Here is an 18,961-nt window from a genome sequence, read left to right as displayed (position 1 = left end):
CATGCGTCACATCGCCATTCTCGGCGCCACCGGCTCGATCGGCGTCAGCACGCTCGACGTCGTCATGCGTCACCCCGATCGCCTGCGCGTTTTTGCGTTGAGCGCACATAGCCGCATGGAAGCGTTGGCCGCCCAGGCCTTGGCCTGCGATGCCCCCGTCGTCGTGGTGCCCGATGCGCCGGCGCGCGAGCGCTTCGAAGCCGCATGGCCGGCCGGCCGCCCGCTGCCAGAGATTCGTGTCGGGGCTCAGGCACTGGCCGACACTGCCGCCGATCCTGGCTGTGACACCGTCATGGCCGCCATCGTGGGCGCGGCGGGGCTGCCGTCGGCCTTTGCCGCCGCGCGCGCCGGCAAGCGCCTGCTGCTGGCGAATAAGGAAGCGCTGGTCGCTGCGGGCGGCCTCTTCATGCAGGCCGTGCGCGACAGCGGTGGCGAGCTGCTGCCCATCGACAGCGAACACAACGCGATCTTCCAGTGTCTGCCGTCGTCCGGGGCTGCACGCGCCCCCGCCGAGCCGGCGCGCGGCGTGCGCCGCCTGCTGCTGACCGCCTCGGGTGGGCCGTTTCGTACCCGCACGCTGGAATCCCTGGCCGGCGTGACGCCTGCCGAGGCCTGCGCGCATCCGAACTGGTCGATGGGCCGCAAGATCTCGGTGGATTCGGCCACCATGCTGAACAAGGGCCTGGAAGTTATTGAGGCCCATTGGCTCTTCGCCATGCCGGCCGATCGCCTGGCGGTGGTCGTGCATCCGCAGAGCGTCGTGCATTCGCTCGTCGAGTACGACGATGGTTCCGTGCTCGCGCAGTTGGGCCAGCCGGACATGCGCACACCGATCGCCTACGGCCTGGGCTTTCCAGAGCGCATTGCGGCGGGTGTCTCGCCGCTGGAGCTTGCGCGCATCGGCCGGCTGGATTTCGAGGAGCCGGATCTTGTGCGCTTTCCGTGCCTGGGCCTCGCCTGGGACGCTTTGCGCCTGGGGCAATGGGCGTGCATTGCGTTGAACGCAGCCAATGAGATTGCAGTCGAAGCCTTTCTTGAGGGTCGACTGGGCTTTACCGACATCGCGCCCGTGATCGCCGGCACGCTCGAGCGTGCCACCGGCGCCACGGGCGTGCCAGGTTCGCTGGAAGACGTGCTAGGCGCTGATGTGGCGGCTCGCGAGACGGCGCGCGCGCTGGCCGCGCATCGGCGGGTTGCCTGATGCCGGGGTTCCCAACGGGCGGTGTGCCGCCACTGAATAACCGCTTGCGACAGCGAGGCATCGCATGCTGCTGACACTCGCCGCCTTCGTGGTGGCGCTCGGGTTCCTGATCGTCATCCACGAACTGGGCCATTACTGGGTCGCGCGGCGGTGCGGCGTGCGTGTGCTGCGCTTTTCCGTGGGTTTCGGCAAGGTGATCGCGCAGCGCGTCGATCGCAACGGCACCGAGTGGGCGCTCTCGGCGATCCCGCTGGGCGGCTACGTGCGCATGCTGGATTCGCGCGAGGGCGATCTCATCGCGCCGGCAGATCGCGCCCAGGCCTTCGACGCTCAGTCCGTGTGGCGCCGCATTGCCATCGTGGCCGCGGGGCCTATGGCCAATCTCATCCTGGCAAGCCTCATCTACGCGGCGATGTTCATGGTCGGCACGCGCGTGCCGGAGCCCGGGCAGGGCGTGCCGCTGGTGGCTATCCAGGCCGTGACGCCGGATGGCGCGGCCGCTGCGGCGGGCCTGCAGCCTGGCGACCGTGTCCTGTCCGTCGATGGCATGGAGATGCCGCCGCCCGATCAGTTCGTGGCCATCATGAGTCGCTCCGTGGACCGCGCGGTGCCGCTGCGCATCGAGCGCGCCGGGGAGCGCCTGGCGCTGTCCGTCACTCCGCGCGCCGGCACGGACGCCGAGGGGCGTGCCGCCGGCCGCATCGGCGTACAGCTCGGGATGTCCACGCGTTTCGTCGACGTCCAGTACGGGCCATTCGAAAGCCTGGCCCAGGGGGTGGCACGCACGGGCGAAGTTGCCTGGCTGTCGCTGCGCACGCTGGGCCGCATGGTCACGGGCGAGGCGTCCTGGCGCAATCTGAGCGGGCCGGTCACCATCGCCGACTATGCCGGACAGACCGCACGCATCGGTCTCATGGCCTACGTGAGCTTCGTCGCGCTGGTCAGCGTGAGCCTCGGCATCCTGAATCTGCTGCCCATCCCGGTTCTGGATGGCGGACACCTGCTGTATTATCTCGTCGAAATCATTCGCGGTAGTCCGCCACCGGAACGCTGGCTCGAGTTCGGTCAGCGTGCGGGGTTGGGGATACTGGTGGCGCTCATGGGCGTAGCCTTGTTCAACGATTTCGCCAGACTGCTGGGATAGTGCGTCGCGCGGGGGAGCCGCGCGATGTTCCAGGATTGCATTCTTCCATTTCAGGATTCTCGCCTTGCGCCGTCTCTCGTCTCTGCACGGTATCGTCCGGTCTCCCTCCCGTTTCATGCACCAGGTGTCGCGCGCTGCCGTCATGGCCGGCGCACTGACCTTCGTCATGCCTGCGGCCCACGCGTTCGATCCTTTCACGGTGCGCGACATCCGCATCGAAGGCTTGCAGCGCATCGAACCGGGTACCGTGTTCGGCTATCTGCCCGTGAAGGTCGGCAGCCAGTTCAACCAGGCGCAAGCCACCGAAGCCGTGCGCGCGCTCTTTGCCACGGGCTTCTTCAGCGACGTGCGCATCGAGGTGCAGAACGGCGTCGTCGTGGCGATCGTCCAGGAGCGCCCGACGATCGCGTCCGTGTCCTTCAATGGCATGCGCGAGTTCGACAACAAGACGGTGACCGAGTCGCTCTCGCAGGTGGGCTTCGCGGACGGCCGGATCTTCGATCGCGCCGTGCTCGAGCGCGCCGAGCAGGAACTGCGCAACCAGTACCTCGCCCGCGGCAAGTACGCGGTCGAGATCACGAGCACCGTCACGCCGCTGCCGCGCAATCGCGTTGGCGTGGCGTTTGAAGTGTTCGAAGGCGACGTCGCCAAGATCCGCCAGATTCGCATCGTCGGCAACCAAGCCTACTCCGAGAAGCAGCTGCTGAGCCTCTTTCAGCTGTCCACGCCGGGCTGGCTCACCTGGTACACCAAGGCGGATCAGTACTCCCGCCAGAAGCTCCAGGCCGACATCGACGCGCTGCGTTCGTACTACCTGGATCGCGGCTACCTCGAATTCAACGTCGAGCCGCCGCAGGTGTCGATCTCGCCCGATCGCCAGGACATCTTCATCACGATCACGATCAACGAGGGTGAGCCCTACAAGATCAACGAGGTGCAGCTCGCAGGCGACCTGCTCGGCCTGGACAGCGAGTTCCAGCGCCTGATCGAGGTCAAGCCGGGCGATACGTTCTCGGCCGCCCGCGTCAACGCCTCCGGCCAGGCCATCAGCGACTACCTGGGCGACCTGGGCTACGCGTTCGCCAACGTGAACCCGAACCCCGCGATCAACCGCGAGAACAAGACCGCGGATCTGACCTTCTTCATCGACCCGAACCGTCGCGTGTACGTGCGCCGCATCAACGTGGGCGGCAACACCCGCACGCGCGACACGGTGATCCGCCGCGAGATGCGCCAGAACGAAGCCGCCTGGTACAACGCGGCCGACATCCAGCTCTCGCGCACCCGGATCGATCGCCTGGGCTTCTTCCAGCGCGTGGACGTCGAGACGCAGCCCGTGCCCGGCACGCCGGACCAGGTGGACGTGAACGTCAATGTGCAGGAACGTCCGACCGGCATGATCAACCTGGGCGTAGGCTACAGCAGCTCCGATCGCCTGATGCTCATGGGCGGCATCAGCGAGGACAACGTCTTCGGCACCGGCACGAACCTCGGCCTGCAGGTCAACACCAGCAGCCGCAACCGTGCCATCGTGTTGAGCCACACGGATCCGTACTTCACGCGTGACGGCATCAGCCGCTCGACCAATCTGTACTACCGCAAGCAACAGCAGTGGTATGGCAACACGGGCGACTACGAGCTGAAGACCGGCGGTCTGGGGATGAATTTCGGGATCCCGTTCTCGGAAATCGACCGCGTGAATTTTGGCGGTACCTACGAGCGCAACGAGATCACGATCTACGACAACAGCCCGTTCAACTATCGCGAGTACGTGGCGCAGTACGGCCGCAAGAGCGACGCCTTCATCCTGAACACGGGGTGGACGCGGGACACCCGCGACAGCGCGCTCGCGCCGCGCCGTGGCTACCTGACGCGCCTGAGCGTCGAGGGCTCGGTGCTGGGTGACCTGCGTTACTACAGTGCCACCGCCCAACAGCAGATCTACTGGCCGGTCACCCGTTCCATGACCCTCGCGTTGAACGCGCAGGTCGATTACGGTCGCGGCTACTCGGGCCAGCCGTATCCTCCGCTCAAGAACTTCTATGCGGGCGGCATCGGCTCGGTGCGCGGCTACGAAGGCGGCTCGCTGGGCCCGCGTGATCCTGCCACGAACGACTTCATTGGCGGCTCCAAGCGCTTCTTCTTCAATTCGCAACTCTACCTGCCGTTCCCGGGTGCCGGGCAGGACCGCACGCTGCGCTGGTTCGCGTTCGTCGATGGCGGTCAGGTGTATGCCAACAACCAGAGCATGAACTTCGGCGACCTGCGCTACTCCGCCGGTATCGGCCTGAGCTGGGATTCTCCGCTGGGTCCGCTGCAGATCTCGTGGGGCCGCGCCCTGAACAAGAAGGACGGTGACGACACCGAGCCCTTCCAGTTCCAGATCGGCACCACGTTCTGATCCTGGGTCGCCCGTTGGGAAGGCAAGTGCCGTAATTGTTACGAGCACTTGCCTTTTTCACATGAGTCTGCCTTTTGTCGTGCAGGATTAATGGCACAATTACCGCTTGGCACTGATCCTGCGGTTTGCCATTTTCGGTTCATCCGTATAGCGAGAGCTCAATGATTGTTAAGTCTCAGAACCCTGTTTCGACTGTTTCGCCGAGCCAGGCCGTGCGCCGTTGGGCCGGGCGTGCCGTGCTCATGGCTGCCGCACTGGGTTCGGCTGCAGCCCTGAACGTTGCCTCGGCACAGCAGCAGGGCGGCGGCGCGACGCGCGTCGGTTTCGTCAGCGTCGAGCGCATCATTCGTGATTCCTCCCCGGCCAAGGCCGCGGTGGCCAAGATCGATGCCGAATTCAAGAAGCGCGAAGCCGAGCTTCAACAGCTCGCTACCCGTCTTCGCACGCAGTCCGAGCAGTACGACAAGGACGCCGCCGTGATGTCCGATTCGGATCGCGTGCGCCGTCAGCGCGAGCTGAGCAACCTGGACAACGAATTCCAGCGCAAGCGTATCGAATTCCAGGAAGACCTCAACCGCCGCCGTAACGAAGAAATGGGCCGCGTCTTCGAGCGTGCCGATCAGGTGATCAAGCAGATTGCCGAAACCCAAGGTTTCGACATCGTGCTGCAGGAAGCCATCACCGTCAGCCCGCGTGTGGACATCACCGACCAGGTCATCCAGGCCCTTGGCCGCTGATCGGGCATAGCAGGAACGCTCGCGCATGCCGGTTTTCCTCGATGAGGCCACAGCGCCGTCTTTGGACGCGCTGTTGGCCGGTGTCCATGCCGACGGCCTGACCTGGCACATCGATGCCAAGACATGCCCGCAATTGCGGGCATCGGCACCTTGGAGCAGGCCGGCTCGCGTGAGATCGCCTTTCTCGCGAACCCTCAGTACGCCAGCCAGTTGGCCACTACCAAAGCGGGTGCGGTCATCCTCAGCCCGCGAGCTGCCGAGCAGTTCGGGGTCGATGCCGCGCCTGGTTTTGCGCGCGTGGTCTGCGCCCATCCCTATCTGCTCTATGCGCGCATTGCGCAATGGTTTGCCGAGCGGCTCACACCCGAGGCGAGCACGTTGGTGCACCCCAGTGCGGTCGTGGCGGAGTCTGCCACGCTGGCCCAGGGCGTCGTCGTCGGCCCGCAAGCCGTGGTGGGCGAGGGCGTCAAGCTCGCGCGCGGGGTGCGTGTCGGTGCGGGCTGCGTCATCGGCGATCACTGCGAGATCGGTCCCGATACGCTGCTGCATGCGCGCGTCACGCTGTATCACGGCGTGCGCATCGGGGCGCGTGGTGTGCTGCATGCAGGCGTGGTGATCGGCGCCGATGGTTTCGGGTTTGCGCCCGACGCCATGGCAGCCCAGCGCGGGGTGCGCGGTCAGTGGGTGAAGATTCCGCAGCTGGGCGGCGTGCGCATCGGCGACGACGTCGAGATCGGTGCGAACACCACCATCGATCGCGGCGCGCTCGACGACACCGTCATCGGGCATGGCGTGAAGCTGGACAACCAGATCATGATCGGCCACAACGTGCAGATCGGCGAGCACACCGCCATGGCTGGCTGCGTGGGCGTCGCTGGCTCCACCCGCATCGGTGCGCGCTGCATCATCGGTGGGGCATCGATGATCTCCGGTCACCTCACGCTCGCCGACGACGTCGTCGTCTCGGGTGGTACGGTGGTCGCGATGAACCTGGACAAGCCAGGGCAGTACACGGCGATCTACCCACTGCTCGAACACGGTGAATGGCAGCGCAATGCTGCCGTGGTGCCGCAGTTGTCCAAGCTGCGCCGGCGCGTGCAGGCGCTCGAGCGGTCGCTGGCGGCAGCGTCGCCTGCGACGCCATCCGCAGCGGATTGACCGTTCGGGCCCCGGAGGCCGGGCGCGGCCCGGCAGCGCTGGTCCCGCCTTGCAAGCTCGCGCCCACCAGTCCCGGCTCCAGCCGGGCTAAAATGCGCGTTTTCGTTTTCGCGTGTCACCAGGATCCGCCGCATGGAACTCGATATCAAGGCCATTCTCGACTGTCTGCCGCACCGGTATCCGATGCTGTTGATCGACCGCGTGCTCAATGTCGAGCCCGGCAAGTCGATCGTCGCGTTGAAGAACGTGTCGATCAATGAGCCGTACTTTCCCGGCCACTTTCCGCATCACCCGGTGATGCCCGGCGTGCTGATCCTCGAGGCGCTGGCCCAGGCGGCCGCCATCGTGTCCTTCATGGGCGTGGGTGCCAAGCCGGAAGACAAGTCGGTGTATTACTTCGTGGGCATCGACGGTGCGCGCTTTCGGCGTCCTGTGGTGCCCGGTGACCAGCTGCGCCTGGAACTCAGCGTCGAGCGCACGTCGCGTGGCGTTGGCAAGTACCGTGGCCGTGCCATGGTCGGCGATGAGCTCGCGGCCGAGGCTGAACTCATGTGCGCAATGCGCAAACTGGAAGCCTGACGCATGGCGAGAATCCACCCTACCGCGGTCATCGATCCGGCAGCTGAGCTGCATGAGACGGTCACGGTCGGCGCGTTCAGCGTCATCGGTCCGCATGTGCGCATTGATGCGGGTACGCAGATCGGTCCGCACGTCGTGATCGATGGGCATACGAGCATCGGCCGCGACAACCAGTTCTTCCCGTTCTGCTCCATCGGTGCGATCTCCCAGGACAAGAAGTACAAGGGCGAGCCGACGCGGCTGGAAGTGGGTGATCGCAACATGGTGCGCGAGTTCGTCACCATGCATCTGGGGACGGTGCAGGACGAGAGTCTCACCCGCGTGGGCAGCGACAACTGGATCATGACCTACGTGCACATCGCGCACGATTGCCGGGTGGGCGATCACACCGTGCTCTCGAGCAGCGCGCAGCTTGCGGGTCATGTCCATGTGGGCGATCACGCCATCCTGGGTGGGTTCACCGGCGTGCACCAGTTCGTCAAGATCGGCGCCCATTGCATGACGGGAGGTCAGTCGCTGCTGTTGCAGGACGTGCCGCCCTTCGTCATGGCCGCCGGCAGCCCCGCGAAGCCGGCGGGCATCAACACCGAAGGCCTCAAGCGCCGCGGGTTCAGCCCCGAGGCCATTCGTGCCTTGCGCGATGCGTTCAAGACGCTGTATCGCTCAGGGCTTACGCTGGTCGAGGCCAAGGCGGCCATCGCCGAGAAGGCCGCCGTGGGTGGCGAGATCGGCGAACGCCTGGGCCAGGTGCTCGCGTTCCTCGATACCGCCGAGCGCGGCATCATCCGCTGAGCATGTCCATGCAGATCGGCATGGTCGCCGGCGAGCCGTCGGGCGATCTGCTCGCCGCGCAGGTGCTGCAAGGCCTGCGTGCGCATACCCCGGATCTGGTGTGCAATGGCATCGGTGGGCCGCGGCTCCAGGCCGCGGGCCAGGATGCCTGGTATCCCATGGATAGCCTGTCGATCTTCGGTTATGTGGATGCGCTCAAGCGGCTGCCCTCGCTCTTTGCCATGCGCGAGAACGTGAAGCGACGCTGGCTGCGCGAGCGGCCGTCCGCCTTCGTCGGCATCGATGCGCCGGATTTCAATCTCGGCCTGGAGAAGGCGCTGCGCCAGCGCGGCATTCCCACCGTGCATTTCGTCGGGCCCTCGATCTGGGCCTGGCGTGGCGAGCGCATCCACGGCATCCGTGACGCCGTCTCGCACATGCTGGTGGTGTTTCCCTTCGAGGAGGCGCTATACCAGGAGGCAGGCGTGCCCGTCACGTATGTGGGCCATCCGCTGGCCAGCGTGATCCCGCGCCAGCCGGACAAGGCGGGCGCGCGCGAGCGCCTCGGCGTGGACGCGCAAGCGCGTGTCGTGGCCGTGATGCCGGGCAGCCGTCGAACGGAGTTGCAGCACCTCGCGCCGCCGTTCATCGCGGCAGCACGCTTGTTGCATGCGCGCGATCCGCAGCTGCAGTTCCTGGCGCCCATGGTGAATCCGGAGCGCCAGCGTCAGTTCGAGGCCGTGCTCGCCGAGGCCGGCATGACCGGCGTCATACGCTGTGTTCAGGGCGGCGCCTACGATGTCATGGCCGCGTCCGACGTGGTGCTGGTGGCCAGCGGCACGGCCACGCTGGAGGCCGCGCTCTTCAAGCGGCCGATGGTGATCGCCTATGCCGTGTCGCCGCTGGCGCTGTGGATCATGCGGCGCAAGTCCGGCCAGGAGCGTCCGTATCTGCCCTGGGTGGGGCTGCCCAACGTGCTCGCCCGCGAGTTTCTCGTGCCGGAGTTTCTGCAGCACGACGTGAATCCGCAGCGGTTGGCCGATGCCGTCTGGGATTGGCTGATCGACGAGGCCAAGGTGCGGCACGTGCAGGCCCGCTTTGCCGAGATGCACGAGACGCTCGCTCGCGATACGCCGCGTCTTGCGGCCGAGCGTATCCTGGAGGTGGCCGATCATGGCCGTTGACGCGTTCAATCTGTCACTCGTCATCGAGGAGGCTGCGCCGGCCGAACCGGTGCGCCGTCGCCAGCGTGTGATCTGCGGCGTGGATGAAGCCGGACGTGGCCCGCTGGCGGGCCCGGTGTATGCCGCGGCCGTGGTGCTCAATCCGCGTCGGTCCATCGATGGCCTGGATGATTCCAAGGCACTGACGGCGGCCCGTCGCGAAGATCTCGCCGAGCAGATCCGCACGCGGGCGAAAGCCTGGTGCATTGGCGTGGCCACCGTGGCCGAGATCGATTCGCTGAACATCCTGCAGGCCAGCATGCTCGCCATGTACCGGGCTGTGTCGGGTCTCGGCGTCGCGCCCGATCTCGCGCGGGTGGATGGCAACCGGGCGCCGAAGCTCGCTTGCGCGGTGGAGACCGTGATCGGGGGCGACGCGCTCGTGCCGGCGATCTCGGCTGCATCGATTCTCGCCAAGACGGCGCGCGATCGTGCCTTGTGCGATCTGCACCTGCAGTATCCCGAATACGGCTTCGACCAGCACAAGGGCTATGGTACGCCGCTGCATCTGGAGCGGCTGCTGGCGCATGGCGCCTGCCCCGAGCACCGGCGCAGCTTTGCCCCTGTGCGCGCCACGCTGCAACGGGATCTGCCGCCCGCCGAGCCGATGCTGGCGCTCTGGTAGCGCGGCAACCCGGACGTGGTGCCCGCGGAGCGCCAGTTATGATGGCGTCTCGACTTCCTGCGTTTCCTCCTCCTTGTCATGAGTTTGTCCTTCAAGCGCATTGCCGCCCGCGCCAATCCGGTCTTCAAGCAGCTGCGGCTGGACGCGCGTGATGCGGGCAAGGCGGGCCTGCCGGCCTGGCTGGAGGGCGTGCACCTGTGCCAGGAGTATCGGCAACGCATCGGCCAGCCGCGCCTGGCCGTCGTCGATGGTGCCGCCCTGGATGCCGGGCGTGCGGATCTCCAGGATCTGCTCCAGGGGCTGGACCCGCACACGGTGCTGGTGTTCGATGGCGGACTGCTGGCATCGGTGTCGGATATCGCCGGCGCGCAGGGCGTGGGGTTCCTCGTCGACGTGCCGGGCAGCGGCGATGTCGACGCGCCGATCACCGGCGATTGTGTCGTGCTGGATCGCGTCCAGGATCCGGGCAATGTCGGCTCCATTCTGCGCACTTGCGCCGCCGCTGGCGTGGGCTGCGCTGTCCTGACCGCGGGCAGCGCGGCGGCGTGGTCCTCGAAGGTGCTGCGGGCGGGGCAGGGCGCGCACTTTGCCTTGCGTATCGTCGAAGGCTTGTCGCCTGACGACGTGCTGCGGCGCGTGCGCGCACCGTTGGTGGCCACCACCCTGGAGCGTGCAGCCAGCCTCTACGCGCCGGACCTGGTCCTGCCCCAGGCCACCGCCTGGTGCTTCGGCCATGAAGGACAGGGCGTGGATCCGAGCCTGCAAGCTGCGGCGGCGATCCGCGTGCACATTCCGCAAGCAAGCGGCGTGGAATCGCTCAACGTGGCCGCCGCTGCGGCCGTGTGTCTGTTCGAGCAGCGCCGCCGACGTCTGGCGACGGCCTGATCCGGCGCGTCGCAGACTGACTGGCGCGGGCGCGATGACCGCGACGCGCCGTGGCTGGCGACTTCGGTCTTGCGGCGGTGGTCCTGCTCCGGTTGGCACGCTCGCCTCGTGCCGGATCTCCCCCGTCATGGTTCCTGTCGAGCTCGCCAGGTCTGCTAGGCGCCAGTGACCTCGCCAGCCGCGCTCGCGATCTCACCCGCCTGCTGACGCTTGTGCTGCATCAAGAGGCTGTGCAGCATCTCCGTCGACAATCCGTGCAGCACCAGGCGGTGCCCGGCGCGCAGCGTCGACAGCGGAATGAGCGGATGGTGGTTGTTCACCAGGATGAGATGCTCGGGCGCGTGCAGCAACTGCGCGGCATAGATGCCGATGGTCTCGTCCAGCTGCAGCGAATTGGTGGCGCGCCAGAAGTCGTTGTCCGTCAGCAGCAGCTGGTACACCGGCGTGAAGAGCTCGATGGCGCTTTGCAGGTCGATGACGTTGAATCGCCGCCGCGGCATGTCCGCGATCTGCAATGGCGGCTCGGCGATCATCGCGTAATCGAGGCGCTCGGGTGGCGTCATCGTCACACCCTTGGCCTGCAGGGCCTGATTCAACCGGATCACGAAGTTGAAGAGGTTGAGGTCGTGCTTGACGAAGAGGTCGTCCTCGAGATCGGCGATCTGCATCGGGGTGAGCGGCGTCGTGGCCACCGGCGCCGGTGCATTGGTGCCGATGAAGCTCAGGATCTGCGAGCCCATGTGGAAATGGCGCAGGATCAGCCAGTTGGCTTCGGGCGACACGAAGCGATCCAGTCCCCAGGCCAGGATGCGATGCAGCAGCCGGGAGTGCGACCAGCGGCGGGGCGTGAAGGTCTTGACGACCTGGATCAGGATGATGCAGAGGCGGGCCAGCGGCCGCAGGAAGGGCAGCAGGTACTGGCGCGAGCTGCTGCTCGAGTCCTTCAGCCACGCCGCCTTGACGTGATCGGGCAGCGGCGTGCTGCGATCCAGGTACAGCGCGAGCCAGGGATCGGGATCCTGCGGATCGTGCGGCTTGTCGAGGAAGTCCGGTCTGTGAGGTGGCGAGGACATCAGTGGCCGGGCTCCATGACGTATTGGAACTGCATCTGGTAGAGCGTGGCCGTATGCCGTGCGGTGTCGATGATCTCCCACTGGGCCCGTTCGGCGCCGTCCACGGCCATCACCATCTGCACCGCCTGCAGCCAGCGGGCGAGGTGGTCTTCATCGTTCAGGCCATGATAGTGCAGGAAGCGGTAGGTCTCGGGCGGCAACGGCAGCGCGGTCTTCAAGAGCGGCAGCAGGTGGGGCACGATGCGCTGACCCGTACCTTCGATGATGTAGATCGCGCCCAGCAGCCCGATCGGATTCGGCCGTGCCGCCAGGCCGTGCAGATAGGCGTTGAGGGCGTCACCGCCGGGGTTGCGGCGCAAGGCGTCGATGTCCTCGATGGGGCCGCCCGCGCGCCGGTAATCCTCGAAGAGGAAGGCGAAGTCGTTCTGCTCGTCGCTCGCATGGTGCTCGATGAGCCCGGCCAGGGCCGCGTAGGGGCCCGTCAGGGACGCGGCAGCCTCGCGCATCCACAGGCTGCCTTCGCGCACTTGCGGCACCCAGTGGGCCATCCAGCGTTGGTAGTCCTCGACCGTGAAGCGCTGCTCGCGCAGGGCCTGAATGAGCGGCGTGCGCCAGACGCGCGAGCGGTAGTCGTGCCAAATGGCGGCAAGTTCGGTCAGCAGGGGACGAAGCAGGTCGGGGGCGTCGGCCGGGTCGTGCGGGGCGGCGATGCCTTCATCATGCTCCTGCCGAGGCATCGGCTCCGGGTGGGCCCGCGCGGCCAGGTTCGGGCCATCTGCGGGGTTCGGGCTCGGCGTAGCCGCGACAGGGCGCGACACCGCAGATCCGGCCGACGCGGTCCCCGCAGGCGCCGCCGCCTCGGCTTCGAACAGCATGTAGGCGCAGGTGAACCGCCCGGATTCGGGTACGAAGCAGAGAATCTGCTCGCCCGGGGCCAGGGAGCGCGTCTGCAGGAATTCCGCCAGCATGATGAAGATCGAGGCCGCGCCCGTGTTACCGCGCCAGGCGAGATTGCTCCACCAACGCTCGCGCGGGATCGCCAGGCCCGCCTTGTCCATCAAATCCTCGACGACGGGAATGAAGCGCGCCGATGAGTAGTGGCAGAGGAAATGATCCACGCGCGCTGGGTCGATCCAGCCGTCGCGCACCAGCTGCGCATACTCGTGGATGCTGACGTCAAAGAGGTGCGGCAGCAGCCGTATGTCCTGGCGCAGCGAGAGCGCGCCGTCGCCTCGGCGTCGGCCCAGGACGGGTAGTCGAGATGGCCGTGCTGGCGGTCCAGCGTCAGGCCCAGTTGCATGCACACGGGATAGTCGCCCGCGAAGGAACGCTGGTGGATCCATTTGAGTTTGAGGGCGATGCCGGGCTGCGCGGTGGGCCGCCCTGCGGTGCCATCGCCCAGCAGCAGGGCACCGGCGCCGTCCGAGAGCATCCAGCGCAGGAATTGCGAGTCGAAGTCGGCCTCGTAGCCGCGGCTGGCGAAGCGCGAGCGCTTGAAAAGGCGTGACGGCATCTCGGCGGCGATCGCCAGGGCGCGGGCATGCGCGCCGAGCTCGATGGCTTGCGCCGCGGCCTGGACGGCGGCCACGCCCGCGGCGCAGATACCGTGCAGCGACAGGGTCTCCATGGGCGGCGCAGCGAGCTCGCCCTGGATCATGTTGGCAAATCCCGGCATCAGCACGTCCCCGCCCGAGGAGCCGCCGGCGAGCAGCGAGACATCGGCCGGCGTCGCCTTGGCCAGATCCAGGCACGCCCGGGCAGCGGCAGCCGCCAGTTGCGCGTGCGTGTGCGTGGTGCGACCGTCGGCGTCGAGTGCGTAATAGCGCTGGGTGATGCCGTTTTCGGCCAGCACGCGTCGCTTGATGCGTTCAGACGCGCGGTTCAGCGGCGCGATGTAGGCGTCCATCGCGTCGTTGGCGACAGGGTTGCCAGGAAACGCGAGGGCGGCGCTCTCGACGTGGACACGGTCAAAACGGAGGGGCATGTCGGATCCAGCAGCGAGCCTCAGCTCACCGCGCCGGGGCGCAGTTCCTGCAGGATCGTGGTGGCGATCTCTTCAATCGATTTGGTCGTCGTGGAGAGCCACCGGATGCCCTCGCGACGCATCATGCGCTGGGCTTCGGCCACTTCGTAGCGGCACTGTTCCAGCGAGGCGTACTTGCTGTCCGGGCGGCGCTCGTGACGGACCTCGGCCAGACGCTCGGGCTGGATCGTCAGGCCGAAGATCTTGTCGCGGTACTGGCCGATCGAACCCGGCAGCCCGCCGCGTTCGAAGTCTTCCGGGATCAGGGGGTAATTGGCCGCCTTGATGCCGTACTGCATGGCCAGGTACAGGCTCGTCGGGGTCTTGCCGCAGCGCGACACCCCTACGAGGATCACGTCGGCGATCTCCAGGCCGGTGTTCAGCTGGCCATCGTCGTGCGCGAGGCTGAAGTTGATGGCCTCGATCCGGTTGTGATACTGGCGCGAATCGACCTGGGAGTGCGTGCGGCCCACGGAGTGGTTCGATTTGATGCCGAGCTCTTCCTCGAGCGGCGCGACGAAGGTGGCGAACAAATCCATGAAGAGGCCGTGCGCCTGCCGCACACGGGCGTTGATGCGCGGATTGACGAGCGTGCTGAAGACGATCGGGCGCAGACCTTCGTCGTCGAACGTGCGGTCGATGCGGGCGGCCGCGGCCGCGGCCTTCTCCAGGTTGTCGATGAAGGGCATCCGGATCTGCCGGAAACTCGCCATGTCGAACTGCGAGAGCACCGAGTTGGCGAAGGTCTCGGCAGTGATGCCGGTGCCGTCGGACACGATGAAAACGGTGCGCTTGACCGTAGAGTCTGGTTGCGTCATGTTGGGGGGTGGTTCGCGTACAATCCGCCAAGGTTGCCGGGGTTGGGTCTACAGGCCCGGCGCGAGGGCCGGCACCCCGTGAATCACCCGCCTGCGGGCAGGGCCGGGCAATGCGGGCCACCAGCGCCCGGCGGCGTGGGTCGGCAGGCAAAGGCAGGTTTGGTCAGGGCATGGCAACGGCATGTCCTGACCAAACCCGCTTTCCTTCATTGATTGTATAGGTGCTTCATGTCTTATGTCGTTCCCTTCGAGCAGCTACGGATGACCGATGTGGACGCCGTGGGTGGCAAGAATGCCTCCCTCGGCGAGATGATCAGCCAGCTCGCCGGTGCCGGCGTGCGCGTGCCCGGCGGCTTTGCCACCACGGCGCAGGCTTTTCGCGACTTCCTGCGCGGTGCCGGGCTCGACGCTCGCATCGCCGAGAAGCTCGCCTCGCTCAACGCCGATGACGTGCGTGCGCTGGCCCAGGCCGGCGCCGAGATCCGTCAGTGGATCATCGACGCGCCGCTGCCCGCCGATCTGGAAGCCCAGATCCGCGAATCCTTCGCCAAGCTCGATGCCGATGGCAAGGGCAGCTTCGCCGTGCGCTCGTCGGCCACCGCCGAGGATCTGCCCGACGCCTCGTTCGCCGGCCAGCAGGAAACCTTCCTCAACGTGGTGGGTATCGAGGATGTGCTCGACAAGATCCGCCACGTCTTCGCCTCGCTCTACAACGACCGCGCCATCTCCTATCGTGTGCACAAGGGCTACGCCGACACCGACGTCGCGCTCTCGGCCGGCGTGCAGCGCATGGTGCGCTCGGACACGGGCTCGGCGGGCGTGATGTTCACGCTGGATACGGAGTCGGGCTTCACCGATGTCGTCTTCATCACTTCGTCCTACGGCCTGGGCGAGACCGTGGTGCAGGGTGCCGTGAACCCGGACGAGTTCTACGTCTTCAAGCCCTCGCTCGACGCGGGCAAGTACCCCATCGTGAGCCGCCGCATCGGCTCCAAGCTCATCAAGATGGAGTTCGATCCGGAGCGTCCGGAAGGCCGTGCCGTGCGCACGGTGGACGTGCCCGCGAGCGAGCGCAACCGCTTCTCGCTCACGGATGACGAAGTCATCGAACTCTCGCGCTACGCCGTCATCATCGAGAAGCACTACCAGCGCCCGATGGACATCGAGTGGGGCCGCGATGGTGTGGACGGCAAGATCTACATCCTGCAGGCGCGCCCGGAAACGGTGAAGTCCCAGCAGTCGGCCAACGACGTGCAGCTGCGCTATCGCCTGAAGGCCACGGGCAGCGTGCTCGTCACCGGTCGTGCCATCGGCCAGAAGATCGGCGCCGGCCCCGTGCGCCTCGTGTCGGACGTGTCGGAAATGGACAAGGTCCAGCCGGGCGACGTGCTCGTCACCGACATGACGGATCCGAACTGGGAGCCGGTCATGAAGCGTGCCTCGGCCATCGTCACCAACCGCGGCGGCCGCACCTGCCACGCGGCCATCATCGCCCGTGAACTCGGCATCCCGGCCGTCGTCGGCTGCGGCGACGCCACCGCCAAGCTGTCCGAGGGCGCCCAGGTGACGGTGTCGTGCGCCGAAGGCGACGAAGGCCGCATCTACGACGGCCTGATCGAAACGGAAGTCGAGGAAGTGCGCCGCGGCGCCATGCCCGAGATCCCCGTGAAGATCATGATGAACGTGGGCAACCCCCAGCTCGCCTTCGACTTCGCCCAGATCCCGAACGGCGGCGTGGGCCTGGCCCGTCTCGAGTTCGTCATCAACAACAACATCGGCATCCACCCCAAGGCCATCCTGGACTACCCGGGCGTGGACAGCGACCTGAAGACGGCGATCGAATCCGTGGCCCGCGGCCACGCGAGCCCGCGTGCCTTCTACGTCGACAAGGTGGCCGAAGGCGTGGCAACGATTGCCGCTGCCTTCTACCCCAAGCCCGTGATCGTGCGGTTGTCGGACTTCAAGTCCAACGAGTACCGCAAGCTCATCGGCGGCTCGCGCTACGAGCCCGAGGAAGAGAACCCGATGCTGGGCTTTCGCGGTGCGGCGCGCTACGTGTCGGAAGAATTCGACGCGTGCTTCCGCATGGAATGCGAAGCGTTGAAGCGCGTGCGGGACGACATGGGCCTGACCAACGTCGAAGTGATGGTGCCCTTCGTGCGCACCCTGAAGCAGGCCGAGCGCGTGGTCGAGTTGCTGGCCGAGTATGGCCTGAAGCGCGGCGACAACGGCCTGCGCCTCATCATGATGTGCGAAGTGCCCTCGAACGCCGTGCTGGCCGACGAATTCCTCAAGTTCTTCGACGGCTTCTCGATCGGCTCGAACGATCTGACCCAGCTCACGCTGGGCCTGGACCGCGATTCCGGCCTCGAGCTGCTGGCAGCCGACTTCGACGAGCGCGATCCGGCGGTCAAGGCCATGTTGAAGCGCGCGATTTCGGCGTGCCTGTCCGCAGGCAAGTATGTCGGCATCTGCGGCCAGGGCCCCAGCGATCATCCGGATTTCGCCCTGTGGCTGCGTGACGAGGGCATCCTGTCCATGTCGCTCAACCCGGACACGGTGGTCGACACCTGGAACAAGCTCGCAGAGTAACGCGGGTGGACGAAGCGGCAGGGGGCCGCTTCGTCGCACGTTCAACGCCGGCCCCGGGGCAACCTCGGGCCGGCGTTGTCGTCTGAGGGCCTACAGCAGTGGCTGCAGCACGGGCCAGACGTTGTCCAGCATGATCGGCTGGGCCTGGGCCGTGGGGTGGATGCGATCCGCCTGGAACAGCGCCGGATCGGTCGCCACGCCTTCCAGCAGGAAGGGCACGAGCTCAGCCTTCTCTTCCTCGGCCACCAGGCCGAAGGCCGCCTGGAAGCGGTTGGCATAGGCGCGTCCGTAGTTGGGCGGGATCTGCATGCCCACCACGATCACCTGGGCTCCCGCCGCGCGTGCGGCGCGGGCCATGTCGCGCAGGTTGTTCTCCGTCGTGCCCAGCTGCAGCCCGCGCAGGGCGTCGTTGCCGCCCAGTTCGAGGATCACGATGTCCGGATCGTGCTCGGCCAGCAGGGCAGGCAGGCGGGAGAGCCCGCCAATTGTCGTCTCGCCGCTGATGCTCGAGTTGATCACGGTATGGCCCGGGGCCTGCTCGTCAATGCGGTTCTGGAGCAACTGCACCCAGCCTGAGCCGCGTGCGAGCCCGTACTCGGCCGAGAGGCTGTCGCCGAGCACCAGGATGCGCTTGGGCGGGGAACCCGGGGCGGCAGCCGGTGTCTGTGCGTAGGCGGTGAGGGTGACGAGGCTTGCCAGCATCAGCCACAGCAGGACAGGAATGGCTCGCGTGAGCGAGAATCGAGGCACCATAGGATGTGTCGCCCGTTGAGAAGGAGTCATCAGGATGTCGGAGTCAGCTGCGATCGTCGCACGCAACCTCAGCCGCCAGGTCGAGGATACCGAAGGCATGCTCACCATTCTGGATGGCGTCGATTTCGCCATCCCGAAGGGTCAGACCGCAGCGATCACTGGCAGTTCCGGATCCGGCAAGTCCACGTTGCTCGGCCTGCTGGCGGGCCTGGACATGCCGAGCTCAGGCTCGGTGCACATGCTCGGGCATGACCTGTCGGTGCTGGACGAGGACAGCCGGGCACGGCTGCGCGCAGCCCACGTGGGTTTCGTGTTCCAGTCGTTTCAGCTGCTGCCGCACCTGACGGCGCTCGAAAACGTGATGCTGCCGCTGGAGCTCGCCGGCAAGCCTGCGCGCGACCCGGCGCGGCGCATGCTCTCGCGCGTGGGCCTGGATGCCCGGCTGCACCATTACCCGCGTACGCTGTCGGGCGGCGAGCAGCAGCGGGTGTCGATCGCACGGGCCTTCGTCATGCAGCCCTCGTTGCTCTTCGCCGACGAACCCACGGGCAGCCTGGACGTGGCCACTGGCAAGGCCGTGATCGATCTCATGTTTGCCCTGCACAGCGAGCACGGTGCCACCCTGATGCTCGTGACGCACGATCCGGGGCTGGCCAGCCGGTGCGAGCGCCAGATCGAGCTCGTGGCCGGACGGCTGGTGCGGGACTCCGGGGCAGACGGCGTCCAGGCGTCGGGCTGAGCCCGACACGGCAAAACTAGCGATTCACGAACACCCCGTCAGCGTGACTGCGCCTGGATCTCGCGGGCGATGGCGCTGAACGCAACGCTGCGCTGCGCTGCACGGCACCGCGGCGCACTGCTTCACGCGGCATCCCATAGACCACGCAGCTGTCCTCGTCCTGGGCCAGCGTGCGCGCGCCAGCGGCGATGACCGCACCCTGGCCCGGGCCGTCAAGCGCTGGACAGGGCATACGCCCG

14 protein-coding genes and 3 pseudogenes are annotated in these 18,961 nt (G+C 66.8%); 12 read left to right on the top strand and 5 right to left on the bottom strand.

Annotation, left to right across the window (positions count from 1 at the left end; genetic code table 11):
• Nucleotide 1 precedes the first annotated feature (1 nt).
• The 10 genes and pseudogenes from IMZ29_RS04685 (at nt 2) to IMZ29_RS04640 (ending at nt 10,724) form a co-directional block, all read left to right on the top strand.
• The gene (locus IMZ29_RS04685; RefSeq protein ID WP_216181157.1) at nt 2–1,201 is read left to right on the top strand and encodes a 1-deoxy-D-xylulose-5-phosphate reductoisomerase; all 1,200 of its coding nucleotides are present in this window, start codon (nt 2–4) and stop codon (nt 1,199–1,201) included.
• A 64-nt stretch (nt 1,202–1,265) separates the two neighbouring features.
• Complete coding sequence (gene rseP / locus IMZ29_RS04680) at nt 1,266–2,345, top strand: RIP metalloprotease RseP (protein ID WP_216181155.1); 1,080 nt, start codon at nt 1,266–1,268, stop codon at nt 2,343–2,345.
• A gap of 115 nt (nt 2,346–2,460) precedes the next feature.
• Nucleotides 2,461–4,746 (top strand): outer membrane protein assembly factor BamA, encoded by a 2,286-nt coding sequence (gene bamA, locus IMZ29_RS04675; RefSeq protein WP_216181388.1) that lies wholly within the window; start codon nt 2,461–2,463, stop codon nt 4,744–4,746.
• Between the two features lie 242 nt (nt 4,747–4,988).
• A complete protein-coding gene (locus IMZ29_RS04670) occupies nt 4,989–5,483 on the top strand; it encodes an OmpH/Skp family outer membrane protein (RefSeq protein ID WP_253206859.1) in 495 nt (164 codons plus the stop codon).
• Between the two features lie 25 nt (nt 5,484–5,508).
• Nucleotides 5,509–6,641 (top strand): annotated as a pseudogene (gene lpxD, locus IMZ29_RS04665) (UDP-3-O-(3-hydroxymyristoyl)glucosamine N-acyltransferase).
• 132 nt (nt 6,642–6,773) lie between these two features.
• Nucleotides 6,774–7,220, top strand: coding sequence for a 3-hydroxyacyl-ACP dehydratase FabZ (gene fabZ, locus IMZ29_RS04660; protein ID WP_216181150.1), 447 nt, complete (start codon nt 6,774–6,776; stop codon nt 7,218–7,220).
• A gap of 3 nt (nt 7,221–7,223) precedes the next feature.
• Nucleotides 7,224–8,012 (top strand): acyl-ACP--UDP-N-acetylglucosamine O-acyltransferase, encoded by a 789-nt coding sequence (lpxA, locus tag IMZ29_RS04655; protein WP_216181148.1) that lies wholly within the window; start codon nt 7,224–7,226, stop codon nt 8,010–8,012.
• Nucleotides 8,013–8,014: 2 nt separating this feature from the next.
• The gene (lpxB, locus tag IMZ29_RS04650; RefSeq protein WP_216181146.1) at nt 8,015–9,175 is read left to right on the top strand and encodes a lipid-A-disaccharide synthase; all 1,161 of its coding nucleotides are present in this window, start codon (nt 8,015–8,017) and stop codon (nt 9,173–9,175) included.
• Nucleotides 9,165–9,839 (top strand): ribonuclease HII, encoded by a 675-nt coding sequence (rnhB, locus tag IMZ29_RS04645; protein ID WP_216181144.1) that lies wholly within the window; start codon nt 9,165–9,167, stop codon nt 9,837–9,839. Before lpxB ends, rnhB begins: the two co-directional genes overlap by 11 nt.
• A gap of 78 nt (nt 9,840–9,917) precedes the next feature.
• Nucleotides 9,918–10,724, top strand: coding sequence for a TrmH family RNA methyltransferase (locus tag IMZ29_RS04640; RefSeq protein WP_216181142.1), 807 nt, complete (start codon nt 9,918–9,920; stop codon nt 10,722–10,724).
• A 155-nt stretch (nt 10,725–10,879) separates the two neighbouring features.
• On the opposite strand, the gene IMZ29_RS04635 is transcribed toward IMZ29_RS04640, so the two are convergent.
• The 3 genes and pseudogenes from IMZ29_RS04635 to ppsR all read right to left on the bottom strand — a co-directional run bounded on the left by IMZ29_RS04635 (nt 10,880) and on the right by ppsR (nt 14,638).
• On the bottom strand, nt 10,880–11,797 hold the full coding sequence (locus IMZ29_RS04635) for a DUF6999 family protein (protein WP_216181140.1): 918 nt from the start codon (nt 11,795–11,797) through the stop codon (nt 10,880–10,882).
• Nucleotides 11,797–13,781, bottom strand: a pseudogene (locus tag IMZ29_RS04630) (3-oxoacyl-[acyl-carrier-protein] synthase III C-terminal domain-containing protein). The gene IMZ29_RS04635 and the pseudogene IMZ29_RS04630 overlap by 1 nt, the downstream one beginning before the upstream one ends.
• A 20-nt stretch (nt 13,782–13,801) precedes the next feature.
• Nucleotides 13,802–14,638, bottom strand: coding sequence for a posphoenolpyruvate synthetase regulatory kinase/phosphorylase PpsR (gene ppsR / locus IMZ29_RS04625; RefSeq protein ID WP_216181136.1), 837 nt, complete (start codon nt 14,636–14,638; stop codon nt 13,802–13,804).
• 228 nt (nt 14,639–14,866) lie between these two features.
• Here ppsR and ppsA point away from each other — a divergent pair, with 228 nt between their 5' ends.
• Nucleotides 14,867–17,230, top strand: a complete 2,364-nt coding sequence (gene ppsA / locus IMZ29_RS04620; protein WP_216181133.1) for a phosphoenolpyruvate synthase — start codon at nt 14,867–14,869, stop codon at nt 17,228–17,230.
• Nucleotides 17,231–17,320: 90 nt separating this feature from the next.
• On the opposite strand, the gene IMZ29_RS04615 is transcribed toward ppsA, so the two are convergent.
• Nucleotides 17,321–17,932, bottom strand: a complete 612-nt coding sequence (locus IMZ29_RS04615; RefSeq protein WP_253206857.1) for an arylesterase — start codon at nt 17,930–17,932, stop codon at nt 17,321–17,323.
• Between the two features lie 85 nt (nt 17,933–18,017).
• On the opposite strand from IMZ29_RS04615, the gene IMZ29_RS04610 reads away from it, so the two are divergent.
• Nucleotides 18,018–18,722: an ABC transporter ATP-binding protein gene (locus tag IMZ29_RS04610; protein WP_216181127.1), complete on the top strand. Its 705-nt coding sequence runs from the start codon at nt 18,018–18,020 to the stop codon at nt 18,720–18,722.
• Between the two features lie 16 nt (nt 18,723–18,738).
• On the opposite strand, the pseudogene IMZ29_RS04605 reads toward IMZ29_RS04610, so the two are convergent.
• Nucleotides 18,739–18,909: pseudogene (locus IMZ29_RS04605) on the bottom strand (chemotaxis protein CheB); the annotation flags it as partial.
• Nucleotides 18,910–18,961: the final 52 nt, after the last annotated feature.

This window comes from Verticiella alkaliphila (assembly GCF_018904615.1).
GTDB classification, from domain to species: domain Bacteria; phylum Pseudomonadota; class Gammaproteobacteria; order Burkholderiales; family Burkholderiaceae_B; genus Verticiella; species Verticiella alkaliphila.
Note: the sequence above shows the minus strand (reverse complement) of the source record. Positions and strands in the feature narration are given on the sequence as shown.